General features: G+C 42.9%; 18 protein-coding genes, 1 tRNA gene and 1 riboswitch. Of the genes, 3 read left to right on the top strand and 16 right to left on the bottom strand.

Annotated features, from left to right (window positions below; translation table 11 throughout):
- Positions 1-22: 22 nt before the first annotated feature.
- The 3 genes from ISG33_RS03490 to ISG33_RS03480 all read right to left on the bottom strand — a co-directional run bounded on the left by ISG33_RS03490 (position 23) and on the right by ISG33_RS03480 (position 5,343).
- Complete coding sequence (locus ISG33_RS03490) at positions 23-664, bottom strand: transglycosylase SLT domain-containing protein (RefSeq protein ID WP_255528851.1); 642 nt, start codon at positions 662-664, stop codon at positions 23-25.
- A 139-nt stretch (positions 665-803) separates the two neighbouring features.
- Complete coding sequence (gene gshA, locus ISG33_RS03485; RefSeq protein WP_195732152.1) at positions 804-2,378, bottom strand: glutamate--cysteine ligase; 1,575 nt, start codon at positions 2,376-2,378, stop codon at positions 804-806.
- A 112-nt stretch (positions 2,379-2,490) separates the two neighbouring features.
- Positions 2,491-5,343, bottom strand: coding sequence for a M16 family metallopeptidase (locus ISG33_RS03480; protein WP_195732151.1), 2,853 nt, complete (start codon positions 5,341-5,343; stop codon positions 2,491-2,493).
- 199 nt (positions 5,344-5,542) lie between these two features.
- Here ISG33_RS03480 and ISG33_RS03475 point away from each other — a divergent pair, with 199 nt between their 5' ends.
- From ISG33_RS03475 to ISG33_RS03465, 3 genes are read left to right on the top strand one after another with little or no spacing between them, the layout of a single operon-like run.
- Positions 5,543-6,103, top strand: a complete 561-nt coding sequence (locus ISG33_RS03475) for an Hpt domain-containing protein (protein WP_195732150.1) — start codon at positions 5,543-5,545, stop codon at positions 6,101-6,103.
- Positions 6,104-6,114: 11 nt separating this feature from the next.
- Positions 6,115-6,849, top strand: coding sequence for a TIGR01621 family pseudouridine synthase (locus ISG33_RS03470; protein WP_195732149.1), 735 nt, complete (start codon positions 6,115-6,117; stop codon positions 6,847-6,849).
- Positions 6,830-7,777: a ketopantoate reductase family protein gene (locus ISG33_RS03465; RefSeq protein ID WP_195732148.1), complete on the top strand. Its 948-nt coding sequence runs from the start codon at positions 6,830-6,832 to the stop codon at positions 7,775-7,777. The genes ISG33_RS03470 and ISG33_RS03465 overlap by 20 nt, the downstream gene beginning before the upstream one ends.
- Before the next feature lie 14 nt (positions 7,778-7,791).
- Here ISG33_RS03465 and lysS read toward each other — a convergent pair whose 3' ends face one another.
- The 13 genes from lysS to ISG33_RS03400 form a co-directional block, all read right to left on the bottom strand.
- Complete coding sequence (lysS, locus tag ISG33_RS03460; RefSeq protein WP_195732147.1) at positions 7,792-9,336, bottom strand: lysine--tRNA ligase; 1,545 nt, start codon at positions 9,334-9,336, stop codon at positions 7,792-7,794.
- A 25-nt stretch (positions 9,337-9,361) separates the two neighbouring features.
- Positions 9,362-10,460 (bottom strand): peptide chain release factor 2 gene (prfB, locus tag ISG33_RS03455; protein ID WP_195732146.1). Its coding sequence is split into 2 segments (ribosomal slippage): positions 9,362-10,384 and positions 10,386-10,460, totalling 1,098 coding nucleotides; the frame shifts between segments, so codons are not numbered across the junction.
- Between the two features lie 114 nt (positions 10,461-10,574).
- Positions 10,575-11,147 (bottom strand): NADPH-dependent FMN reductase, encoded by a 573-nt coding sequence (locus ISG33_RS03450; protein ID WP_195732145.1) that lies wholly within the window; start codon positions 11,145-11,147, stop codon positions 10,575-10,577.
- A gap of 80 nt (positions 11,148-11,227) precedes the next feature.
- On the bottom strand, positions 11,228-12,961 hold the full coding sequence (argS, locus tag ISG33_RS03445; protein WP_195732144.1) for an arginine--tRNA ligase: 1,734 nt from the start codon (positions 12,959-12,961) through the stop codon (positions 11,228-11,230).
- A 12-nt stretch (positions 12,962-12,973) separates the two neighbouring features.
- Positions 12,974-14,551 (bottom strand): peptide chain release factor 3, encoded by a 1,578-nt coding sequence (gene prfC, locus ISG33_RS03440; protein ID WP_195732143.1) that lies wholly within the window; start codon positions 14,549-14,551, stop codon positions 12,974-12,976.
- Between the two features lie 83 nt (positions 14,552-14,634).
- A complete protein-coding gene (rimI, locus tag ISG33_RS03435) occupies positions 14,635-15,126 on the bottom strand; it encodes a ribosomal protein S18-alanine N-acetyltransferase (protein ID WP_195732142.1) in 492 nt (163 codons plus the stop codon).
- Positions 15,127-15,130: 4 nt separating this feature from the next.
- Positions 15,131-15,499, bottom strand: a complete 369-nt coding sequence (locus ISG33_RS03430) for a hypothetical protein (protein ID WP_195732141.1) — start codon at positions 15,497-15,499, stop codon at positions 15,131-15,133.
- A gap of 98 nt (positions 15,500-15,597) precedes the next feature.
- Positions 15,598-15,674: transfer RNA gene (locus ISG33_RS03425), tRNA-Trp, on the bottom strand.
- 262 nt (positions 15,675-15,936) lie between these two features.
- Complete coding sequence (locus tag ISG33_RS03420) at positions 15,937-16,728, bottom strand: phosphotransferase (RefSeq protein WP_195733011.1); 792 nt, start codon at positions 16,726-16,728, stop codon at positions 15,937-15,939.
- 6 nt (positions 16,729-16,734) lie between these two features.
- On the bottom strand, positions 16,735-17,343 hold the full coding sequence (gene pnuC, locus ISG33_RS03415) for a nicotinamide riboside transporter PnuC (RefSeq protein ID WP_195732140.1): 609 nt from the start codon (positions 17,341-17,343) through the stop codon (positions 16,735-16,737).
- Positions 17,340-17,597 (bottom strand): YkoF family thiamine/hydroxymethylpyrimidine-binding protein, encoded by a 258-nt coding sequence (locus ISG33_RS03410; RefSeq protein ID WP_195732139.1) that lies wholly within the window; start codon positions 17,595-17,597, stop codon positions 17,340-17,342. The genes pnuC and ISG33_RS03410 overlap by 4 nt, the downstream gene beginning before the upstream one ends.
- Before the next feature lie 10 nt (positions 17,598-17,607).
- Positions 17,608-19,755, bottom strand: coding sequence for a TonB-dependent receptor (locus ISG33_RS03405; RefSeq protein WP_195732138.1), 2,148 nt, complete (start codon positions 19,753-19,755; stop codon positions 17,608-17,610).
- A gap of 51 nt (positions 19,756-19,806) precedes the next feature.
- Positions 19,807-19,910: riboswitch (TPP riboswitch) on the bottom strand.
- Positions 19,911-20,043: 133 nt separating this feature from the next.
- Positions 20,044-20,457, bottom strand: coding sequence for an acyl-CoA thioesterase (locus ISG33_RS03400; RefSeq protein WP_195732137.1), 414 nt, complete (start codon positions 20,455-20,457; stop codon positions 20,044-20,046).
- Positions 20,458-20,526 lie beyond the last annotated feature (69 nt).

Here is a 20,526-nt window from a genome sequence, read left to right as displayed (position 1 = left end):
ATCAAATGAATTGCATGCTAGTTTAAGAAAATAACCTCATGAACCAATTTTTACTAAGGTCACTTTCACAAGTCTTAAGCTGCTGCGCATAACGCTTTGACCTTGCATCAACTTTTTTGGCAACGTTGACTAGCCATTGCTTTTTGTTGTAAGTCTTTCGTTTATACCCGCCCCACCCCTCATGGTAATTTAAGTATTGGGCGTTGGCATCCCACTTTGATATGCGGTTTATACTATGTGTTTTGGTAATGAACCACCCCATGAAGTCAATCGCATCATCAAAGTCTTCACGACTAGCAAAAGTGCTGCCAGTTTCCCTTTTATAGTCGGCCCAAGTCATCGTTTTGGCTTGAGAATAACCATAGGCCGTACTCACTCTTCCCCAAGGAATTAAGCCAAAAAAGATATAATCTCGAGGAGGCAATGCATCGTGGCGAAAAGAACTCTCTTGATACATCATTGCCATAGGAACGTGTATTGGCACACCCCACTTTTCACGCATGTCTACAGCGGCATCAAACCAATCACGCTTTTCATAAAAAATATCGCAAATATTTTCTTTTTCTTGTGGCGGCTGAGTAACACAGGCAGACAAAACACATTGTGTGAAAAGGACAAAAAATATTATTTTTAATTTATTTTTAACAAGTTGGAACTTTTTCATTAAACGGAACTCTTATCTACAACTTAGTTAACATTTATCCCTGTTACAAAGTTTCCCTGTTGATATTTTTATATAGCCCATTCAATTGTTTGGGCTTTTTTATGTCTTGTCATTATACATGAGCTACGGGCTTGCAAACTCATGCAAAATACGCCTCGATAAAATCGTTGAACGACTTAGTATCAGAGGCCTCTATTGCTTCTCTAGCTTGAATAGAATCTTTAGCTTGTTGCACAAATGAAGCTTCATCAAAATGCAAATAATTTAAGGCACTAACGTGTTCGCGGTACTCTTGAGCCAACTCTAAGCCCAATCTACTGTTGTCGATGTTGTGCTCAAGTAAAGTATCGAGCCATTTTGCAGACGGCGTTAACGAAGCGTCATTGACTTTTTTCAATTCAGTCGCCACGGCCTGACTGTAGCTAACAGTATTATTTGCAGTATCAAGTTGTTTTGCGACCTTCTCTAAATCAACAAATATTTGGTTCGCCCAATCAACTAGAGTGATGCTGTTACTAGCATTTTCTAGCAACAAACCCGGTTTTCTCCCCTCTAGCACTACCTTATCAAGATTGCTTTCACTCTCATCAAAATCATCACTTGTGAATTTTGGCGACTCACTTGCCAAACAGTACAAAAGAAAAACGTCTAAGAAATGAAATTGAGTTTCTTCAATTCCTAAGGGAGAAAATGGATTAACATCAAGTGCACGGACCTCAATATAGGAGACACCTCGATCTTCTAGCGCATCGCTTGGCTTTTCTAGAGATTTGGCCACCTGTTTCGGCCGTATCGGGCTATATAATTCATTTTCAATTTGTAACACATTGTCGTTTAGCTGTTGCCATTCGCCATTTTGCCCCGATGGAAAGCTTTTATAATGTTCAGAGGCAGTATTGATCGCAACGCGAACAGACTTCACATAGGATTGAAGATCGTTATAGCAAATATTAAGTGAAGACTGCTCGGAGTTCGTATAGCCTAGGTCGCTCATTCGTAATGAGGTAGCGAAAGGCAAATAAAGCGTACCCACACCTAATTTTTTAAACGGGAAGTTTTTCTCTTTGCCGGCCAAAAACGATTGGCATAGCGCGGGAGACGCACCATATAAATATGGGATCAGCCAAGCTAAACGGCGGAAATTTCTAATTAAGTCAAAATGAAACGTTGAACGGTTGTCGACGTTGTTCTCAAGCTGATGAAGGTCACACCAAGCTTGCCAAAAATCATCTGATAACGAAAAGTTAAAGTGTACACCCGCAATAACCTGCATCATGCTGCCATAGCGGTTATGTAAACCTTTACGATAAACCTCTTTCATTTGGCCCACGTTGGATGAACCGTATCGTGCGATTGGAATATTAGTTTCGCTGTTAACAAAGCACGGCATACTCATTGGCCATAAACGTTCATCACCAATATTTTCATAAACGTATTTATGAATATCAGCGAGTTGTGCAAGAGTCACTCTGGCCTGCTGTTCTGGAGGCGTAATAAATTCAAGTAGAGCCTCAGAGAAATCAGTAGTGATGGTTTCATGCGTTAACGTAGCACCTAACGCTGTTGGGTGAACTGTAGTAGCAAGACCACCATTCGGATTAACGCGCAATGCCTCGCGTTCTACACCGTGTTTGATATTAGGTAATGCGGACTGAAACTGAGGAAGTGAAAGTGCCTGTAAACGAGCAGAAAAGGTAAGTGAATCAATAGCCAAATTATTATTCCATTACTGGTTTTAAAAAGCCCCCGTAGCACAAACTACGAGGGCGTTTATTCTCAATAAGCTTAGTATAGAATGATACTAAGAAAAGCGCATCATTGTTTCTTTATTTAGGCACACTAAAGTCAATGATTTCTCGGTCGAGTACCGCCAATTGCTCGCGCAAGGTCGCAGCATCACCTACGACAATAATATCCATATTGTCAGTATCAAGCCATTTATCGGCCAATGCATTGAGTTCGTCCGTTGTTACATTGGCAATAATGTCTTTTTGACGCTGACGATATTCTTTATCGAGGTCATAGCCTAGCATACGCACTAAGATACCCGCTTTTCGAGTTGGTGTTTCTGAACTTAAGGCATCACGTTGTGTAAAGGCCATTTTCATCATCTCAAGCTCAGCTTCACTCATGCCTGATGCTTTGTACTCATTAATCTCTTTTAAAAATTCTTGAATACTCGCGACAGTATGTTGGCCCGCAACGTCTGCGCCAGCGCTGAAGATACCTGTTAATTTGCCGCCACTGAATCCACTTCTCGCGCCATAGGTGTAACCTTTGTCTTCGCGTAAGTTAAGATTAATACGGCTATTGAACATGCCACCGAGAGGGAAGTTCATCAAACGGGCTCTGAAATATTCACCTTCAGAATCAAACACTAACGCATGTTTTACCATTGAGATGACCGATTGAACACCACCTGGATTGTCGACAAGGTATATCTTACCCTTCTCTTTTGACTCAAATTTTTCAAAGCTAGGTAAGGCATAATCTTTCGCTTCCCACTTTGACAACAACGAACTTACCGCTATGGCTTTTGGTTTTGATATATCACCTACAATCACCATATCAACATAGTTTGGACGATAATAGTTGTCGTAGAAAGCCTTAATGTCATCCAAAGTGATTGCTTGCACGCTGGCCGTTGTGCCACCTTCTGGTTGACCTAACACTGATTCTTCGCCATACAACACTAAATCACGCGCTCGACTCGCTAAAGCTGATGGGTTTTTAAGTACCTGTTGCAAGCCTTGCAGAGTGTTTTGCTTTAGACGATTGAAGTCGTCTTCTTTGAACCCAGGCGAAAATAGTTTCTCTTGCAAAATGGCTAAGGTCGACTCGATATTTTTTGACAGCGAACTTACGTAGATATTTGTGTAACGCCCTGATGAGGTGAAAGTAATACTACTGCCAAGTAGTGCTAATTTGTTTGCAATTTCCTCATTGCTTGATAGCGCCGTAGACTCATTCATCAATTGAGCCGTCATGGAGGCCACACCTGGTTTGTCAGCACTGTCGAGTAGTGAACCACCTTCGATAGCAATATTCATAAACACAGTGGGGGTTTCTTTGGTGTCAACGCCCAAAATGTCTATACCGTTATCAAACGAGTGCTTCCAAAAGTCAGGGATATCAACAATAGGATTAACCCCAGCAGTAGGCTGCACGCTACGATCGAAGTTATCTTTGATATCGGCTTGCTTAATATCATCTGCCGGAGAGCTTTGCGCCTCAAAATTACGCGTAGGCAACTCAAAATTCTGTTCTGCCACAGCAAGTTGAGCTTGTCCTTTCGGCACTATACTAAGGACTACCGCAGGTTTGTTCTTCACATAAGTGTTATAAACCCGCATCACATCGTCTTTAGTCACCGCGTTATATCGAGCAATGTCAGCAGCAATACCATCGGGCTCGCCTCTGAAAATCTGTCCGCTTGCAAGTTGTCTTACTTTGCCAGCTACGCTTTGAAGGCCGAATATTGTATTACTCTCAATACTTGCTTTGGTCCGTTGAAGGTCATCATCCTCTACACCACGAGCTTCAAACTCGGTAAGCGTTTCGTCGATGATGGTCTGCATTTGCTTTAGGCTTTGCACTTTTTGTGGGTTTACCAAGGCAAGCATAGTAAATTCACAAGCTAATTCGCGACAAGGATGGCCAGCAAAAGCTTGTAGGGCAAGACCATTCTTAACCATATTTTTGTACAATAAAGAGGTTTTTCCACTACCGAGAATATTAGCTAACACATCCAGTGGCGCTTCGTCTGGATGATTCGCATACACTGTTGGCATAGTGATTTGTAGCAACGGCAAATGCACTTTGTCTTCAAGCGTTATGTAACGGGTTTCTTCCAACACTGCCGGTGCTTTCTCGGCCTTCTCAACTTCCGGACCTCGAGGAATGCTTCCGAAGTACTTTTCAACCCATGCTTTTGTTTGTGCCTTATCAATCGCGCCACCGATGGTAAGTACGGCATTATTCGGGCCATACCATTGTTGGAAGAAACGCTTGAGATCATTTACGTCGACTCTGTCTAAGTCTTCAACATAACCAATAGTCGACCAAGAATACGGATGGCCTACCGGATATAAAGCTTCGCCAGTGCGCTCAAAACGTAAGCCATAAGGTTGGTTATCAATGCGTTGTCCACGTTCATTTTTAACGGTTTCACGTTGAGTTTCGAATTTCTCTTGGGTTACCGCATCAAGCAAAAAGCCCATTCTGTCAGCTTCTAGCCAAAGAACCTTTTCAAGCTGATTAATCGGAACCGTTTGGTAGTAATTAGTGATGTCACTGTTTGTTGAGCCATTCATTGTGCCACCGGCTTCGGTAACTATTTTGAAATGCTCTTCATCATCAACATTTTCTGATCCTTGGAACATCATATGTTCAAAGAAGTGAGCAAAACCAGAGCGACCTAACTCCTCACGAGCAGAACCAACATGATAAGTAATATTAACTTCCACCAAAGGGTCTGATTTGTCTTCGTGTAAGACAACGGTTAGGCCATTCGGTAATTCATATTTTTCATACGGAATGCTCGTGCCTGATTTGCTCGAGGCACCAGCCTTAACTTTTTCAGACAGCGTATCACTAGGTGCAACGGTGCACCCTGCAATAACAAAAGCAGAAGCCGATAATGCTGTTACGATCAGCTTAGTTTTTAAATTCTTTATCATTATTTACCTTAAGGGTTGTTATACTCGCTTTAACCACACACTATATCCGCCTCGCTACTTGCACACAAAGAAAAGCGAAATATAATTTGTAAATAAATAATTCACATTTGTGACTGTGCTGATATTCTATTACTATGATGTGGAAGATGCGAAAAGCACTGCGCCTAACGCAACCTAATTGCTAACCTTGGATCATAAAATGGCTAACCAACTTCCTCTGCTCAACTTCGACTTTGCACTCAATCAATTAGGTGGCAATGAGAGCCTTTTGAGCAAAATGCTGGGCAAATTTGTTACCGAGTTTGAGCATTGTGCCTCGGAGGTAGCCAACTTTTGCGAGCACGGCGATTACAAAAACGCCAAGATGAAGGTACATACTGTTAAAGGGATCAGCGGCAATCTTGGACTGCAAGCCTTATATGAATGTGCAACAAAATTTGATGCTGAATTGCGCAACGAAGAATTTACTCCGTCTGTATTCGAAGAATTTAGTGCGTTAATTATCGACACCTGCGCAGAAATTAAAAAGCGCGACCAAATCGAAGATCCCGCTCGCTCTTTCGAAAAGACGACTTATTCTTTGCAAACAAGCAAGCTTGAATTAATTAAACGGCTGAAACGCAACGAATTTATCGACGACGACACCTTAGTCGATTTAGTATCGGGTCTTGAGTTATCTGAAAGCAAAGCGAACAGACTAGTAGAGCTGATTGAAGAATTACAGTATCAAGAAGCTATTGAATTAGTTGATGCTAGCTAGGCAATAGCGTCGTGCTTGAACTGCTTGTTGATACCGACGATTTCGTTATCATAAATAAGCCTATCGATATGCCTATGCACTTTGAAGCTGGGCAAAACACCCCTGTGATTCCTGCAGTTAAAGCTGCGTTCGGTTTATCTAAGCTCTGGTTAGTTCATCGTCTTGATACGGGCACGTCTGGTTGCATTATGCTAGCCAAATCAAAAGAGTCTGCGTCAGCACTTTCACAAATATTTGCTGCTCGACAGATCCAGAAGTATTATCTTGCGCTAATTGATAAAAAGCCTAAAAAAAAGCAAGGTAAAATTGTGGGAGACATGCAAAAGTCTCGAAACGGCAGTTGGAAACTTTGTCAGAGCAAACAGAACCCCGCACTGACTCAGTTTTTTACCTTTTCTTATCCAGTCAATCAAATGACGTCTCTGCGCCTTTGCATACTAAAGCCTCACAGCGGTAAAACACATCAACTGCGCGTGGCCCTTAAATCTTTGGGTTCGCCGATTTTAGGCGACCTGCGTTATAAAGGACGAGCTTGCGATAGGATGTATCTTCATGCATATGCGTTAGCATTTAACTATAAAGGGAAAGCCCATTCTTATCATTGCCTGCCGCTGCAAGGAGAGTATTTTGAAGCCAATGGACTACAGAAAAAACTCATTGAACATGGCGAGCCTAGTGAGCAAAAGTGGCCTAGAATATCAACAGCCGACAACTTAAGACATTTGGATGAAGGTAGAGAAGTGTAATATGGAGATTGGTATTGTTGGCCGTGGTGCCATTGGCCTTAGTCTATTAAATCACCTACAAAATCGTAAAGAACATAACATTACGCTATTCATAAGACCGGAGACGGCAGTGCTCGATGCAATATATTTCGCTACCCAAGAGCAAAATGAACGAGTATTACAAGCACAGCAATTACCGATAAGCCAAGCAAATGTGCAAAAGCTTGAACTTATTATCTTACCTATAAAGCATTATCAAGTAGCAGCAACGCTCGAGCAATTATCCGGTATATTGCCAAGCCGAACAGCCCTATTGTTGTTGCACAATGGCATGGGAACTAAAGAGCTTGCTCAAAAGTTATTTCCTCACAATCCAATACTCCTTGGAATAACAACCGATGGTGTTTATCAACTTTCTGCCAATCGTTTTCAGCACGTAGCTACCGGAAAACTAGAAGTTGGCTTAGCCACTACAATAGATGCATTGCAAGACAATGCGCTTACTGATAACCGAGAGGACCAGGAGCTTGCGACTTACTGGAAACCAAGACTGGAAACCTTACATCCGAACATGCAATGGCGAGAGGACATTGAGTACGCTCAATACCAAAAACTAGCGGTAAATGCTGTGATTAACCCGCTAACAGCCCTGAAAAACTGTAAAAATGGCGAACTCACTTTGTATCCTAAAGAAGTAGCAGCAGTTAAAAATGAAGTCTTTGATTTGTACGAGTTTATGCAACTGCCAATTGATACCTTTGCATTATCGACGCAAATTGATGAGGTAATTTCACTCACAGCCAACAACTACTCATCTATGCACCAAGACTACCACTTTCAGCGTGAAACAGAACTCGATGGAATTTTGGGTTTTCTAATAGAAAAAGCGGAAGCTACAGGTATGCAACTTCCGCTTATTAATGACATGTACATGCGGCTATCAAGATAAGATAGCCACTAAGTCTAACTTTCTTGATGTTGTGGTTTCATGTGCGGAAATAAAATCACATCTTTAATCGTTGGACTATCAGTGAATAACATCACCAAGCGATCAATACCGATGCCCTCACCTGCTGTTGGCGGTAAGCCATACTCTAAGGCAGTGATATAGTCCTCATCAAAATGCATGGCTTCGTCGTCACCCGCATCTTTTTCTTCTACTTGTTTCTTGAAACGACTGGCTTGATCTTCAGAGTCATTTAATTCCGAGAAACCGTTTGCTAGCTCACGCCCGCCAACGAAGAACTCAAAACGATCTGTTACAAAAGCATTATTATCATTGCGACGCGCCAATGGAGATACTTCCCACGGATATTCGGTGATAAAGGTAGGCTGATCTAATTGCTCTTCGGCTGTTGCTTCGAAGATTTCACAAAGGTATTTGCCTGGGCCCCATATTCCATCAACTTCTGGCTCTTTGATGTGCAACGCTTTTGCCATAACTTTAAGTTCATCAAGATGGTTTTCCGGATCATTTATTGCAGCTTCATTGGCATCTGGCCAATACTTAAGCACGGCATCACCCATACTCAATCGCTGGAAAGGCTGGCCGAAATCATACTCTTTGGTTTCAACAACTTCACCCTCGGCATTTTTCACCGTATTTTTAATGATCGTCGTGCCCATTATCGTTTGTGCAAGCTCTCTTAGCATTTCTTCCGTCAAATTCATCAGATCATTATAATCAGCATAAGCTTGGTAAAACTCTAGCATCGTAAATTCGGGGTTGTGGCGTGTAGATAAACCCTCATTTCTAAAATTACGATTAATTTCAAAAACACGTTCAAAGCCACCCACAACCAAGCGCTTAAGATACAGCTCCGGAGCTATACGCAGATACATATCGATGTCGAGCGCATTGTGATGTGTCACAAAAGGTTTAGCCGTTGCACCACCTGGAATAACCTGAAGCATCGGTGTTTCAACTTCCATAAATTGACGCTCGGCTAGGAAGCTACGAATACCATTTACTATCTGACTTCTAATTTTGAAAGTGTTTCGAGTGTCAGGATTAGTAATGAGATCAACGTATCGTTGGCGATATTTTGTTTCCTGATCGGCTAAGCCATGAAACTTCTCAGGTAACGGGCGTAGTGCTTTGGTCAACAATTGGTAGCTGTCCATATTGACATACAGATCGCCCTTGCCCGACTTGTGCAAGTCGCCGCTTACGCCGATGATGTCTCCAATATCTAGCGAGCCATACTTCTCTTTGATATCTTGTTGGGTTGGCTTGGCAGCATAGGCTTGGATTTGTCCAGTCATGTCTTGTAGTAACAAGAACGGGCCACGCTTTGCCATAATACGCCCTGCAATGCTTACCTTGTTAGCTTCATCTGCTAAGGTCTCTTTGTCTTTGTCGCCAAACGAGCTTTGTAAGTCTTGTGCGTAATGCTTGCGATCAAACTGATTAGGAAAGCCGTTCGATTGGCAATTCTCACGGATTTGCGTAAGCTTAGCGCGACGCTCCGTAATCAATTTATTCTCATCTTGTTGCTGATCACTCATGTGAAATCCTGTTGCTACTAGTTAATTACAAGCCAGATTTGAGGCTAGCTTCGATAAATTTGTCTAAATCACCGTCGAGAACGGCTTGCGTATTTCGGGTTTCAACGCCCGTTCTAAGATCCTTGATGCGAGAGTCGTCGAGTACATAGGAACGTATTTGACTGCCCCAACCTATGTCCGATTTCCCGTCTTCCATTGCTTGTTTCTCAGCATTTTGTTTTTGTAGCTCATACTCATAAAGCTTCGCTTTGAGTTGCTTGAAAGCCTGATCTTTATTTTTGTGCTGAGAGCGATCATTTTGACACTGAACCACTATATTAGTGGGTAAATGCGTTATGCGCACCGCTGAATCCGTTCTGTTAACGTGCTGACCACCGGCGCCCGAGGCTCGATAGGTATCAATGCGCAGATCCGCTGGGTTTAAATCAATTTCAATATCATCGCTCACTTCAGGATAGGCAAAGGCAGATGCAAAGGAGGTATGTCTGCGGCTACCAGAGTCGAAGGGAGACTTTCTCACCAAACGATGTACGCCGGTTTCGGTGCGTAGCCAACCAAAGGCATATTCCCCACCAAAACGTATCGTAGCGCTCTTGATCCCTGCAACATCACCATCGGAAACTTCAATAAGCTCGGTTTTAAAACCGTGCTCTTCGCCCCAACGCAGATACATACGTAGCAGCATGTTTGCCCAGTCTTGGGCCTCAGTACCTCCCGATCCCGATTGAATATCAAGATAAGCATCATTGGCATCATTTGGACCCGAAAACATTCTGCGGAATTCAAGCGCCTCTAAGGTATTAATTAGCTCTGCAACTTCCGATTCAGCTTCGCTTAGGGTGTCTTCATCTTCAGCCTCAACGGCCAATTCAACAAGCCCTTCTGCGTCGTCTGCACCTTGCGTTAAGTTATTGATGGTAAGAACGACGTGTTCTAGCGCCACTTTTTCTTTGCCTAAGCTTTGTGCCCGCTCTGGATCATTCCAGACTTCTGGACTTTCGAGCTCACGGGAAACTTCTTCTAACCTTTCAACTTTAAGGTCAAAGTCAAAGGTACCCCCTAAGCAGTTCGGTTCTTTGGCGAACGTCTGCAATAGCACTTTGAATTGGATTTAATTCGAACATAATTCCTGATGTTTGAAGAATAAATAAGACCGAGAATATTACAGAATTCCGGCCCTATTTGATAGAGAAATGGACTTGAAAAATTAGCTTTATTAGCAAATAAAGCATAAAGCCTTATTTTGCGAGCTGAACTAGGGTTTCAGCTAGGCTTCGCCCAATATTTTTTAAATTTTTTGCGGTTTTTTCGTCACTCACTTCATGCTGTTCGTTCACTAGCTTGTTGACACCACTCACCGCAAGTTGATTTGGCAACACAAACATACCTATATTACCGAGCAACATGCGTAGCGGCACTAAACCACGAATTCCCCCTAAACCACCTGGAGATGCAGCTATAATAGCAGCATACTTACCTTTGAAGGCCTGCAGAGGCTTTTCACCGTCTTCCATGCGTGATGCCCAATCAATAGCATTCTTCAGTACAGCACTGTATCCACTATTGTATTCTGGGCTAGCGATAATAAAACCATCGTGCTCTAACAACAGTTGTTTAAATTTTTTGGCATTTTCAGGCATACCTGAATCAGCCTCTAAATCTTCATTAAATAAAGGCATGTCGAAAGCAGACATATCAATAACAGTTACATCAACACCGTCGATGTCAGCCCCAGTCGCAGCACATTTAGCGATGCTGAAGTTGTATGAATTTTTGCGACCACTACCGGCGAAGGCAAGTATTTTTGGCATTATATATCCTCTTTATAAATGAGTTACTTCTACGCGCGTAATAAAGAAATGTTCACTTCTTTATCGGCGTGATAACAAAACTACATTGCATCAAGCGTTGAAATACCAAGAATATTTAAGCCTGTTTCTAGGGTTCTAGCACACAGTGCCGCCAACGCTAGTCGGCTTTGCCTAGTTTCTGTGGTTACGTCAGACTTAAGGATGGGATTTGCTTCATAAAAACGCATGAACAAACTAGCCACTTCGTATAAATAGGTGCAAATAACATGTGGTGTTGCATCTTTCGCGACACTCTCTAGCACTTCATCAAATTGCATCATTTTTACAACCAAGTCATGTTCTTGTTGAGATGCTACCCTTACACTTGCCTGATAAGTATCTAGATCGGCTTCTGCTTTTCTAAAAATACTTTTTACGCGAGTTACCGCGTATTGCAAATAAGGCGCTGTATTACCTTCGAAACTGAGCATTGTATCCCAGTCCAAAATATAGTCTGTTGTTCTGTTTTTGCTCAAGTCTGCATACTTTACAGCACCGATACCCACTGTAGCAGCAACTTGTTTTTTATCCGCATCGGATAATGATGACTCTCGTTGACTAATCAGTACATCAGCACGCTCGATTGCTTCGTCAAGCAAATCGGACAACTTAATTGTTGCACCGGAACGAGTTTTAAACGGCTTGCCATCCTTACCTAGCATCATGCCGAAAGGACAATGCTCATAACTTTCATCTTCTCGCAAATATGCGGCTTTGCGCGCAACAATTTCAGTTTGTTTAAAATGAAGTGCTTGGCGAGCATCAGTGAATATTAAGGTTCTATCAGCCTTGAGCTCTTTTGAACGGTAACGAATTGCCGCTAAATCAGTAGTCGCATAAAGGTAGCCGCCCCCAGACTTTTGAACGATATATACTGCGGGATCACCGTCTTTATTGCTCATTTCCGGGATAAAAACCACTTTAGCGCCTTGGTCTTCAACCGCAATATTGCGATCACTCAGATCGGCAATCACTACAGGTAAGTCAGGGTTATAGCTACTCTCACCCATCACATCTTTTCGGCTTAAGCCGACGTTGAGCTTCTGGTAAACCTCTTCGCTGTGAGTAATACTTATGTCGATAAATTGTTGCCATAACGCTAAGCATTCCACATCACCGCCTTGCAACTTGACAACATATTCTCGGGCTCTATCAGCAAAACCATCTTCATTATCAAAGCGTACTTTTGCAGCACGATAAAAATCTTCAAGGTCTGATAGCGCAGTTTCAGCGACTGAAGCATTTTTAAGTTCATCACTTAAATGAGCCAGTAACATGCCAAACTGGGTTCCCCAATCACCCATGTGATTTTGGCGGATAACATGATGCCCAAGGAATTCGAGTACATTAACCACAGCATCCCCGATGATAGTGCTGCGCAGATGACCAACGTGCATTTCCTTCGCTAAATTTGGAGACGAGTAGTCAACTACGATGCGCTGACGCTTATGCGGGCTGACCGTTAACTTGGCGTCACTAAGTGCGCTTTCGCACCATGCCGAGAGCCAGTCATTTTTTAGGTAAATATTGATAAAACCTGGGCCGGCTATTTCTAACTTCTCTGCAACATCATCCAAGCTTACATGCTCAAGTATTTGTTGTGCAATATCGCGAGGCTTCTGTTTCAGTCGCTTCGCCAAAGCCATGGCACCATTGAACTGATATTCACCGAAGTCGGGCTTGGTACTGCGACTCAATGGAATCGCGGCATCCTCTATTCCCATCGCTTGAACGGCGAGCGTAAATCTTTCACTGAGTAAATGATGAATATTCATAAAGTTGGAAGCCTAGTGTTCTCTGGTAGTTTTAAATTGAATGTCGGGGTAGCGTTCTTGAGCAAGCGACAAGTTCACCATGCTAGGTGCCACGTAGCTTAGGTTGTCGCCGCCATCGAGGGCAAGGTTGGCCTGTGCTTTGCGCCTAAACTCATCAAGCTTTTTGGCATCGTCACAATATACCCAGCGAGCGGTCGCAACGCCGATTCCTTCATAAATGGCATCTACATTGTATTCTGCCTTAAGTCGCGCCACCACCACGTCGAACTGGAGTACACCCACTGCACCAACAATTAAGTCGTTGTTTTGTAGCGGCCTAAACACCTGCACCGCACCTTCTTCAGCTAGTTGAATAAGGCCTTTTTGTAACTGCTTTTGCTTCAACGGATCCCTAAGACGAATGCGTTTAAAGAGCTCTGGTGCGAAGTTTGGGATACCCGTAAAGCGATATTTCTCACCTGACGTAAAGGTATCACCGATGCGTATTGAACCATGGTTATGTAGACCAATTATATCGCCTGCATAGGCTTCTTGTAGCAGAGCCCTATCACCCGCTAAAAATGTTACAGCATCGGCAACCCGGATGTCTTTACCTATGCGAGAGTGATGCATTTTCATGCCTTTTTCATATTTACCCGAGACTACACGACAGAAGGCTATCCGGTCGCGGTGTTTGGGATCCATGTTGGCTTGAATTTTGAACACGAAACCACTGAAACTTTCCTCACTACTACTCACCTCGCCGGCATCATGCTCGCGCCCCTGAGGCTTAGGCGCCCACTCGATTAAGCCATCGAGCATGTGATCAACACCAAAGTTACCTAAAGCTGTACCAAAATAAACCGGCGTTAATTCACCAGCTAAAAATGCCTCTAAATCAAATTCATGAGAGGCACCTTTGACGAGTTCGAGCATTTCTCGAAGTTCATCGGCATACATGCCAATGGCGTCGTCCAACTCAGGGTTGTCGATACCCTTAACAATCCGAGTTTCTTGAATGCGGTGACCTTGGCCTGTCGAGTACAAAATAGTTTCATCCCTAAGCAAGTGATAAACACCTTTAAACTCTTTACCCATACCAATCGGCCACGTAATGGGAGCACACTTAATATTGAGAATATCTTCTACTTCATCTAGCAAGTCGATAGGGTCGCGAGTATCTCGGTCAAGCTTGTTCATGAAAGTCACGATAGGTGTATCACGTAAACGTGTTACTTCCATCAACTTAATGGTTCTCGCTTCAACCCCTTTTGCAGCGTCAATGACCATTAAACAGGAGTCAACAGCAGTGAGCGTGCGGTAGGTATCTTCAGAAAAGTCTTCGTGCCCAGGAGTATCAAGGAGATTGACCAGATGGTTTTTATACGGAAACTGCATTACCGAGGTGGTTACCGATATTCCGCGTTCCTTTTCCATTTCCATCCAATCAGACTTCGCATGCTGTCCAGACTTCTTCCCTTTTACCGTGCCTGCTGTTTGCAAGGCATTTCCGAACAACAATACCTTTTCAGTAATCGTCGTTTTACCGGCATCGGGGTGAGAAATAATCGCGAAGGTGCGACGTTTCTCTATTTCACTCTGATAAGTCATGATTTCTCGTTCTACTGGCACATATTTAAGGGCGCGAATTGTACCTTCTTCCGAGCTATTTTTGAATGCTTAATAAGGGTGTCTTATAAGACTTTTTTCATGATAAGCGCATTTTCACGCCCAACTGAGCTCTTTTGATTGGTTTTACTCTGTTGATATGATATTTCTGCCACTTGGGGGGCGGCATCGTAATAATTTTTACGTTCACCTATGAGTTCAAAACCCAAGCTTCTATACATGGCAATGGCCGACTCATTTGATTGGCGGACTTCTAAGAAAATCACTTTCTGACCACGTTTTTTCGCTTGTGTAACACTGGCTTCAACGAGTGACCTTCCCACACCTTGTTTTCTAAAGGCAGGAAGAACAGCAATATCTTCGAGGGTTTCCTCATCTAACACACTGCTAAGAAGACTATAGCCGACAACGACCTCATTTTTGACCGCAACAAGAGACCTTCCATTTAACGCAGAACCCTCAAAGGTGTCAAAGCGCCAAGGCTGAGTTCTCTCCGCGGCAAATATCGTGTATGCCATCGCTGTATCACTAGTGTTAAAAAGCCTAAGCTTAATCATAAGCTCACTTTTTTAGGTGTTTAATGCTTAGCCAAAGTCGCTTTTTCAGCTCAGGGTTTTGTAAGGATGGAATATCAGGGGTCGTTAACACACTGGCACTGAGAGTGATGTCGTCGTTATCACCTATCAACCAAGTCAGACCTGACTCAGCAAGTGATGAAAAGCCAATAGAGTTTAGCACTTTCAAGACAAAAGGGTGATCGTGTTGAATATTGGAAAGTGCCTGACTTTCTTCCACACTTTTTACCGCTTCATAAAGAGTGATGCCCATAGCTTGTAATGTTGCTTTTTGATAAGTCGTCGTCACGTAAGATTGTCCTGCAAGGTTGTTAACAATAATCATCGTTTTAGGCGTAAAAAAACCGATTAGCACAACACCGCTCTCTCAGCGAAGCTGAATAGAATGATAACACTGCATAAATGAATAGTGGAAGTTGTTTGTAGATCAAGACCCAATAGAACGAGGGAGAATGGCAGGGGTGGAGGGACTCGAACCCCCAACCATCGGTTTTGGAGACCGCTGTTCTACCAATTCGAACTACACCCCTGCAGCGCGTTGCATTATACTTTGAGGCTGAAAAAAGAAAAGTATTTTATGTCGAATAATAGATATTAATCAGCGATCGTTCACAATTCATACAACCACGCACTCACTAAGTGCTTGTGTTTGGACTTGATACTAACTCTCGGTCTACGCAGCGGCCTGTGCACAGGTAATTGAGCGTGGGTGATTGAGCGTATTTAATTAGTCACATGCAACTAGAAACATGCCATTGACAATCGCTAATTTGGATATTGCATGTTTTACAATTAAGCGTTTTGCATGCCTAGCGCTTTATACCAAAGTGAGTACGTGAGGTCGACAAACTCAGCTTGTATGCCACATTGCTCATACGCATATTCAATACTTAAGTCATTTTGCTTCGCATAGGCAGCGACCAGCATTTCGTGTTGCTCATTATCGAACTTATTAACTTTGGCGCAAGACAGCAAATCAAAAAAGCGGTTACCCAAAGCAGCGTATTCCCAATCTAATATCAATTTAGTTGGGACACATACATGCGCCCACGCTAAATCGTTATGACACAAGACCCACGAAGCGGACTCGTTGCGCCTGTGTGATTCCCAGGCTTGCGTTGCCTTGGCAACTCGCTCGTGTGTATAGTCATTAATGGTGGGAATTGAGCTTAAATAGTGCTGCCAACTTACGGGTAAATTTGCTATAGGGAGCTCTATTTTGCAGCGATGAATATTGCTAAGCGTCTTCGCCAGTAAATTAATATGCAATTCATCAAAAAAGAGTGGAATTTGACTACGGTGTTGCTTAACCCACTGCTCTACATATATGCAAGCTTCGGCAGACAAATAGATAGGTCTTGGCGCAATACGTTTTTTAGCCAAGCGCTCTTGCAGCCGAAACCGCTCTAAACGATTAATGTCAACTGTCTCACTGGCCTCGAAACACTTCACCATGTACTCGTTTTTGTTGTCGACTAAATAGAATGCGCCATTAATCGTGCCGCCTGACAAAGGCAGCAACACTGCATTTTCACTTAGGTGCAGTGGCTCCGACAAATGAGCTAACAGCGCATCAATCTGCATCAATACTTAGGCCTCGTTAGGAATATCGCTCTTCCACTTTATGTAGCCGTAGCATGCCATGATAGTAAACACGACCATGAGAATGCTGGTTAGATATAGACCATTTTTATACACTAAATAGGCACTTAACGGATTCATTACCATCCAAAAATACCAATTATCGATATATTTTCTTGCGGTGAGTATTGTTGCAATAATTGAGAATACCGTGGTGATGGCATCCAACCATATCCACTCAGATTGAAACAATTGACTACCTATCATTACTAAAATGACGGTGATAGCCACACCTAAGCACAACAGAATCGCTAGCTTGTCGAGACTTAGTGCTTTCACTATGAACTTTTCTGTTTGTAATAACTTACCTTTGTTCCAACTGAAATAGCCAACAACAGCCATCACTATGTAAAACACATTCAATAACATATTGAAAACTAAAGTGCTTTCCCAAAATAAAAAGACAAAAATACTAGTGCTGATGAAGGCACAAGGCCAACACCAGCTATTTTGATGAGCAGCCAGAACAACATAAGCGACAGACAAAAGCACCGCAACGAGTTCCAACAAACTCTGCTGCTGTGCCTGTGTCCAAGCTTGCTGAAGAAATTCAATCAATGGCCAGAACCCATTTTGTCGCCATTAAGGAACTTACATACGAATATCGCCTGCCCTGTTTCTTCGTAAGTATATTTCATCTCCTTCGCCAACACCGCCATTACATGTTCATAATCGCCACTCACTATCGTACTCGTTGCAGACGTACTGGTTGTGAGTTTTGGATCACTATTGAGCCTGTCAATGAAGGCTTGAATAGGTGCAATATACTTCTCATTCAACGGATATAGCGAAATATCTACGACTAGTTTCATAATCTATTCCTTAAAAACGATAGGTAAGCGTTGCACCGAGTTGACGCTCTTGACCAAACTGATAATACGGCTTTGCAGGATCGTAGCCATCACGAGGATCATTGTTAAAACCGCCAAAACCACGCGTTAATACTTCTCTATCAAAGATATTTTTAGCCCATAACTGAAGGCTCATATCGCCGCGATGCAGAGTAATATGAGTGTTAACCAAAGCAGTAAACGGAGACCTTTCATCATGCCCAATAGAGAAGCGATGGCGGTCTTTTCCTTCTAATTCCAGCACCCATGAAATATCATCGGTGATGGCATAGTTAGAAGCGACATAAAAAGTAATCTTAGGCGCTTGTGCCTGCTTTTGCTTTGGAATAAAGCTGCCATTTGTTCGCGTATAATTTCCAAAGGTAGCATCAAGGTAGCCAAAGTTAATAGTTGTAGCAAAGGAATCGCTAAACTGCCAATTTGTTTGAATCTCAACACCTTTATTTAAGCCCGTATCCGCATTACCAATTACGTCAATAAAGGAATCGCCGCCCGCATTGCCATCACGACGCTCTACCGAAAAGTCACTCACCTGAGCATCTTCTCGCTCCATATAGAAAAAAGTCACACTCAATTGCCCTGCAATACCGGAACGAGTATTCACTCGGCCTTTTACACCTAGCTCATAGTTCCAGTTATACTCTGGATCGAACAGCCTGTCGTCTTCGCTCACTCGTTGATCAGGATTGAAACCGCCAGCCTTATACGAACGTGACACACTCGAAAATAACGTTGCTTTGTTTATTACATAACTTGCACTTACTTTTGCTGCAATCAGGTTATCGTCGAGGCTTTCAGTGAAATCGCTGCTATCGATATAATCAGCTTCAAATTTCTCTAACCTTGCACCAGCAGTGATCGACAAAGGCTTGTTGACTTGCCAGCTATATTCTCCGTAAAGTGCAATCGATGACGGATCATAGGTGCTTGTAAAATCGGCGCTTGCAAAAGTATATATACGACGCAAATCTTGCTCACTTGCCTGATAATACAAACCCACAACCCACGGTGAGTCTGCAGCAATACTTGCATAGCGTGCATCAATGGTGTGATTATTTACCTCACGGCTATAACGGTCGAAGGAGGAGTATTCGTCAGGATGAAAACCAACAAAGGTCCAATCTTCGTCATACGCATAATCAAGATCAGCAGTTAAAAAAGTGGCTGCAACTGAAAGTACCTTGTCGTCATTCTCGTAGATATACTTGGCACTTGCAGCTTGAGTCTCTGTGCGATCGAAACCCGGCTCGTCTGAGCGAGTCTTATTGTTATTATCGAGAGAGAAAGCATCGTAACCATTGTCAATATCGAAATGATAAAACTTAAATTCTAGATCTGAAGTCTCCGACAAGTTCGCGTCTATGCTTACTCTGGCACTGAGTTCGTCGATGTTATTTGTATCTTCTCTGCCTAAATGAATGTTCTCAACGAAGCCATCACTTTGCACTTTTTGTAAGGCCACTCTTGCATTTACGCCGTCGGTTAATTTGTCTGAGTAGGCACCCGTTAACCGTAGCGTATTGAATTGCCCAATGCTACCTTGCACGTAGCCCTCTGCTGTGTCACTGGCTTTGTTACTAACAACTTTAACAATACCAGCCAAGCCTGTCGCCCCGAAGCCAGTAGACTGAGGTCCAGACAGCACTTCAACCTGTTGCACATCGACTAAAGTGGCTAGGCCGCCAATCCCTGAAAAGTTAATTTCATCGACCACTAACGCGACCGACGGATTAATTGGCTCGGCGAATTGACTGCGCTCACCGATGCCGCGTATTTGCACGAACTTACCCCGTGATGCACCGCTACTAAAATTCAAATTCGGCACAACAGCCAGAATGTCTTCGAGATGAGTAGCTTGTCGAAGCTCCATTAACTCCGGTCCTACAATCGCGACGCTTGTTGCAAGGTTATTAGCTTCACGCTGGCCTAAATCAGAAGTGACAATAATTCTCTCTATTGCGTCTTCGTCACTGTCTTGCATTGCATTCGCAAGAGGAGAAAAGCTAAGCGCGGCAGAAATGAGCATCGCCATAGCTGTCGGCTTGAAGACGTGCCTTAGTGCTGCAGTACTATTCGTTGTGTTAGAAAAAATGTGTGTGTGTGTTTGTTCAAATTTCATGTGGTTCTCTTCAAATCCTTAGAAAAGAGCCGGTATGGGAGCAGGTAATTGAATTGCGATAACAACCATTCCTACGCCGGTACTAACCGGATCAGGTAAATAAGGGTTTTCCTTAGAATCTCAGCAACATAAAAGTTGCACCCCTTGGTGTTGAAATCGACAGGCTGTGTTTTGCTAGCCTCATTCGATTTCGCGCAGATACTATCAACAAAAAAACAAAAGTGAAAGATGGACTAAGTAGTTTATCGTTATAACTGTACACAAATCGTTCTAGCTAGCCCTTTTACCTTATTCTACATTAAGCGTTTTCATTTCTTCTTTCGTCTGTTGCACAAGCCCCTCAAGGGTTTTGCCATGAGCAACGGGTTGTTTGGTATCTGGGTCAACACGCACAAAAACGATATCATCCGCTAAACATATCGTCTTTTTTGTTGCTTTGTTACGCACTAAGCAAGTCACGGTGATGGATGTTCTACCGACCTTTTTAGTCGCTAAGCCAAATTCAACAATATCGCCCTGAATAGCCGGAGATTCGAAGGAAATTTCGCCAATATGCTTAGTTACCAAACAATTACTTTCGAGTTGGCAAATAGCGTAAATGGCGGCTTCTTCATCAATCCATTCCAATGCTCTGCCACCAAATAGCGCATTTGCATAGTTAAGATCGTTTGGCATTACCAGCCTTCTTGATAAAAAACGCATTTTAATCCTTAACAAGGTAAACTATAAAATCATGATGATAGCATAAAGATGGAAAGCAAGTTTGGAGCA

It is taken from the genome of Marinibium conchae (genome assembly GCF_015595035.1).
Taxonomy (GTDB): Bacteria; Pseudomonadota; Gammaproteobacteria; order Enterobacterales; family Alteromonadaceae; genus Glaciecola.
Note: the sequence above shows the minus strand (reverse complement) of the source record. Positions and strands in the feature narration are given on the sequence as shown.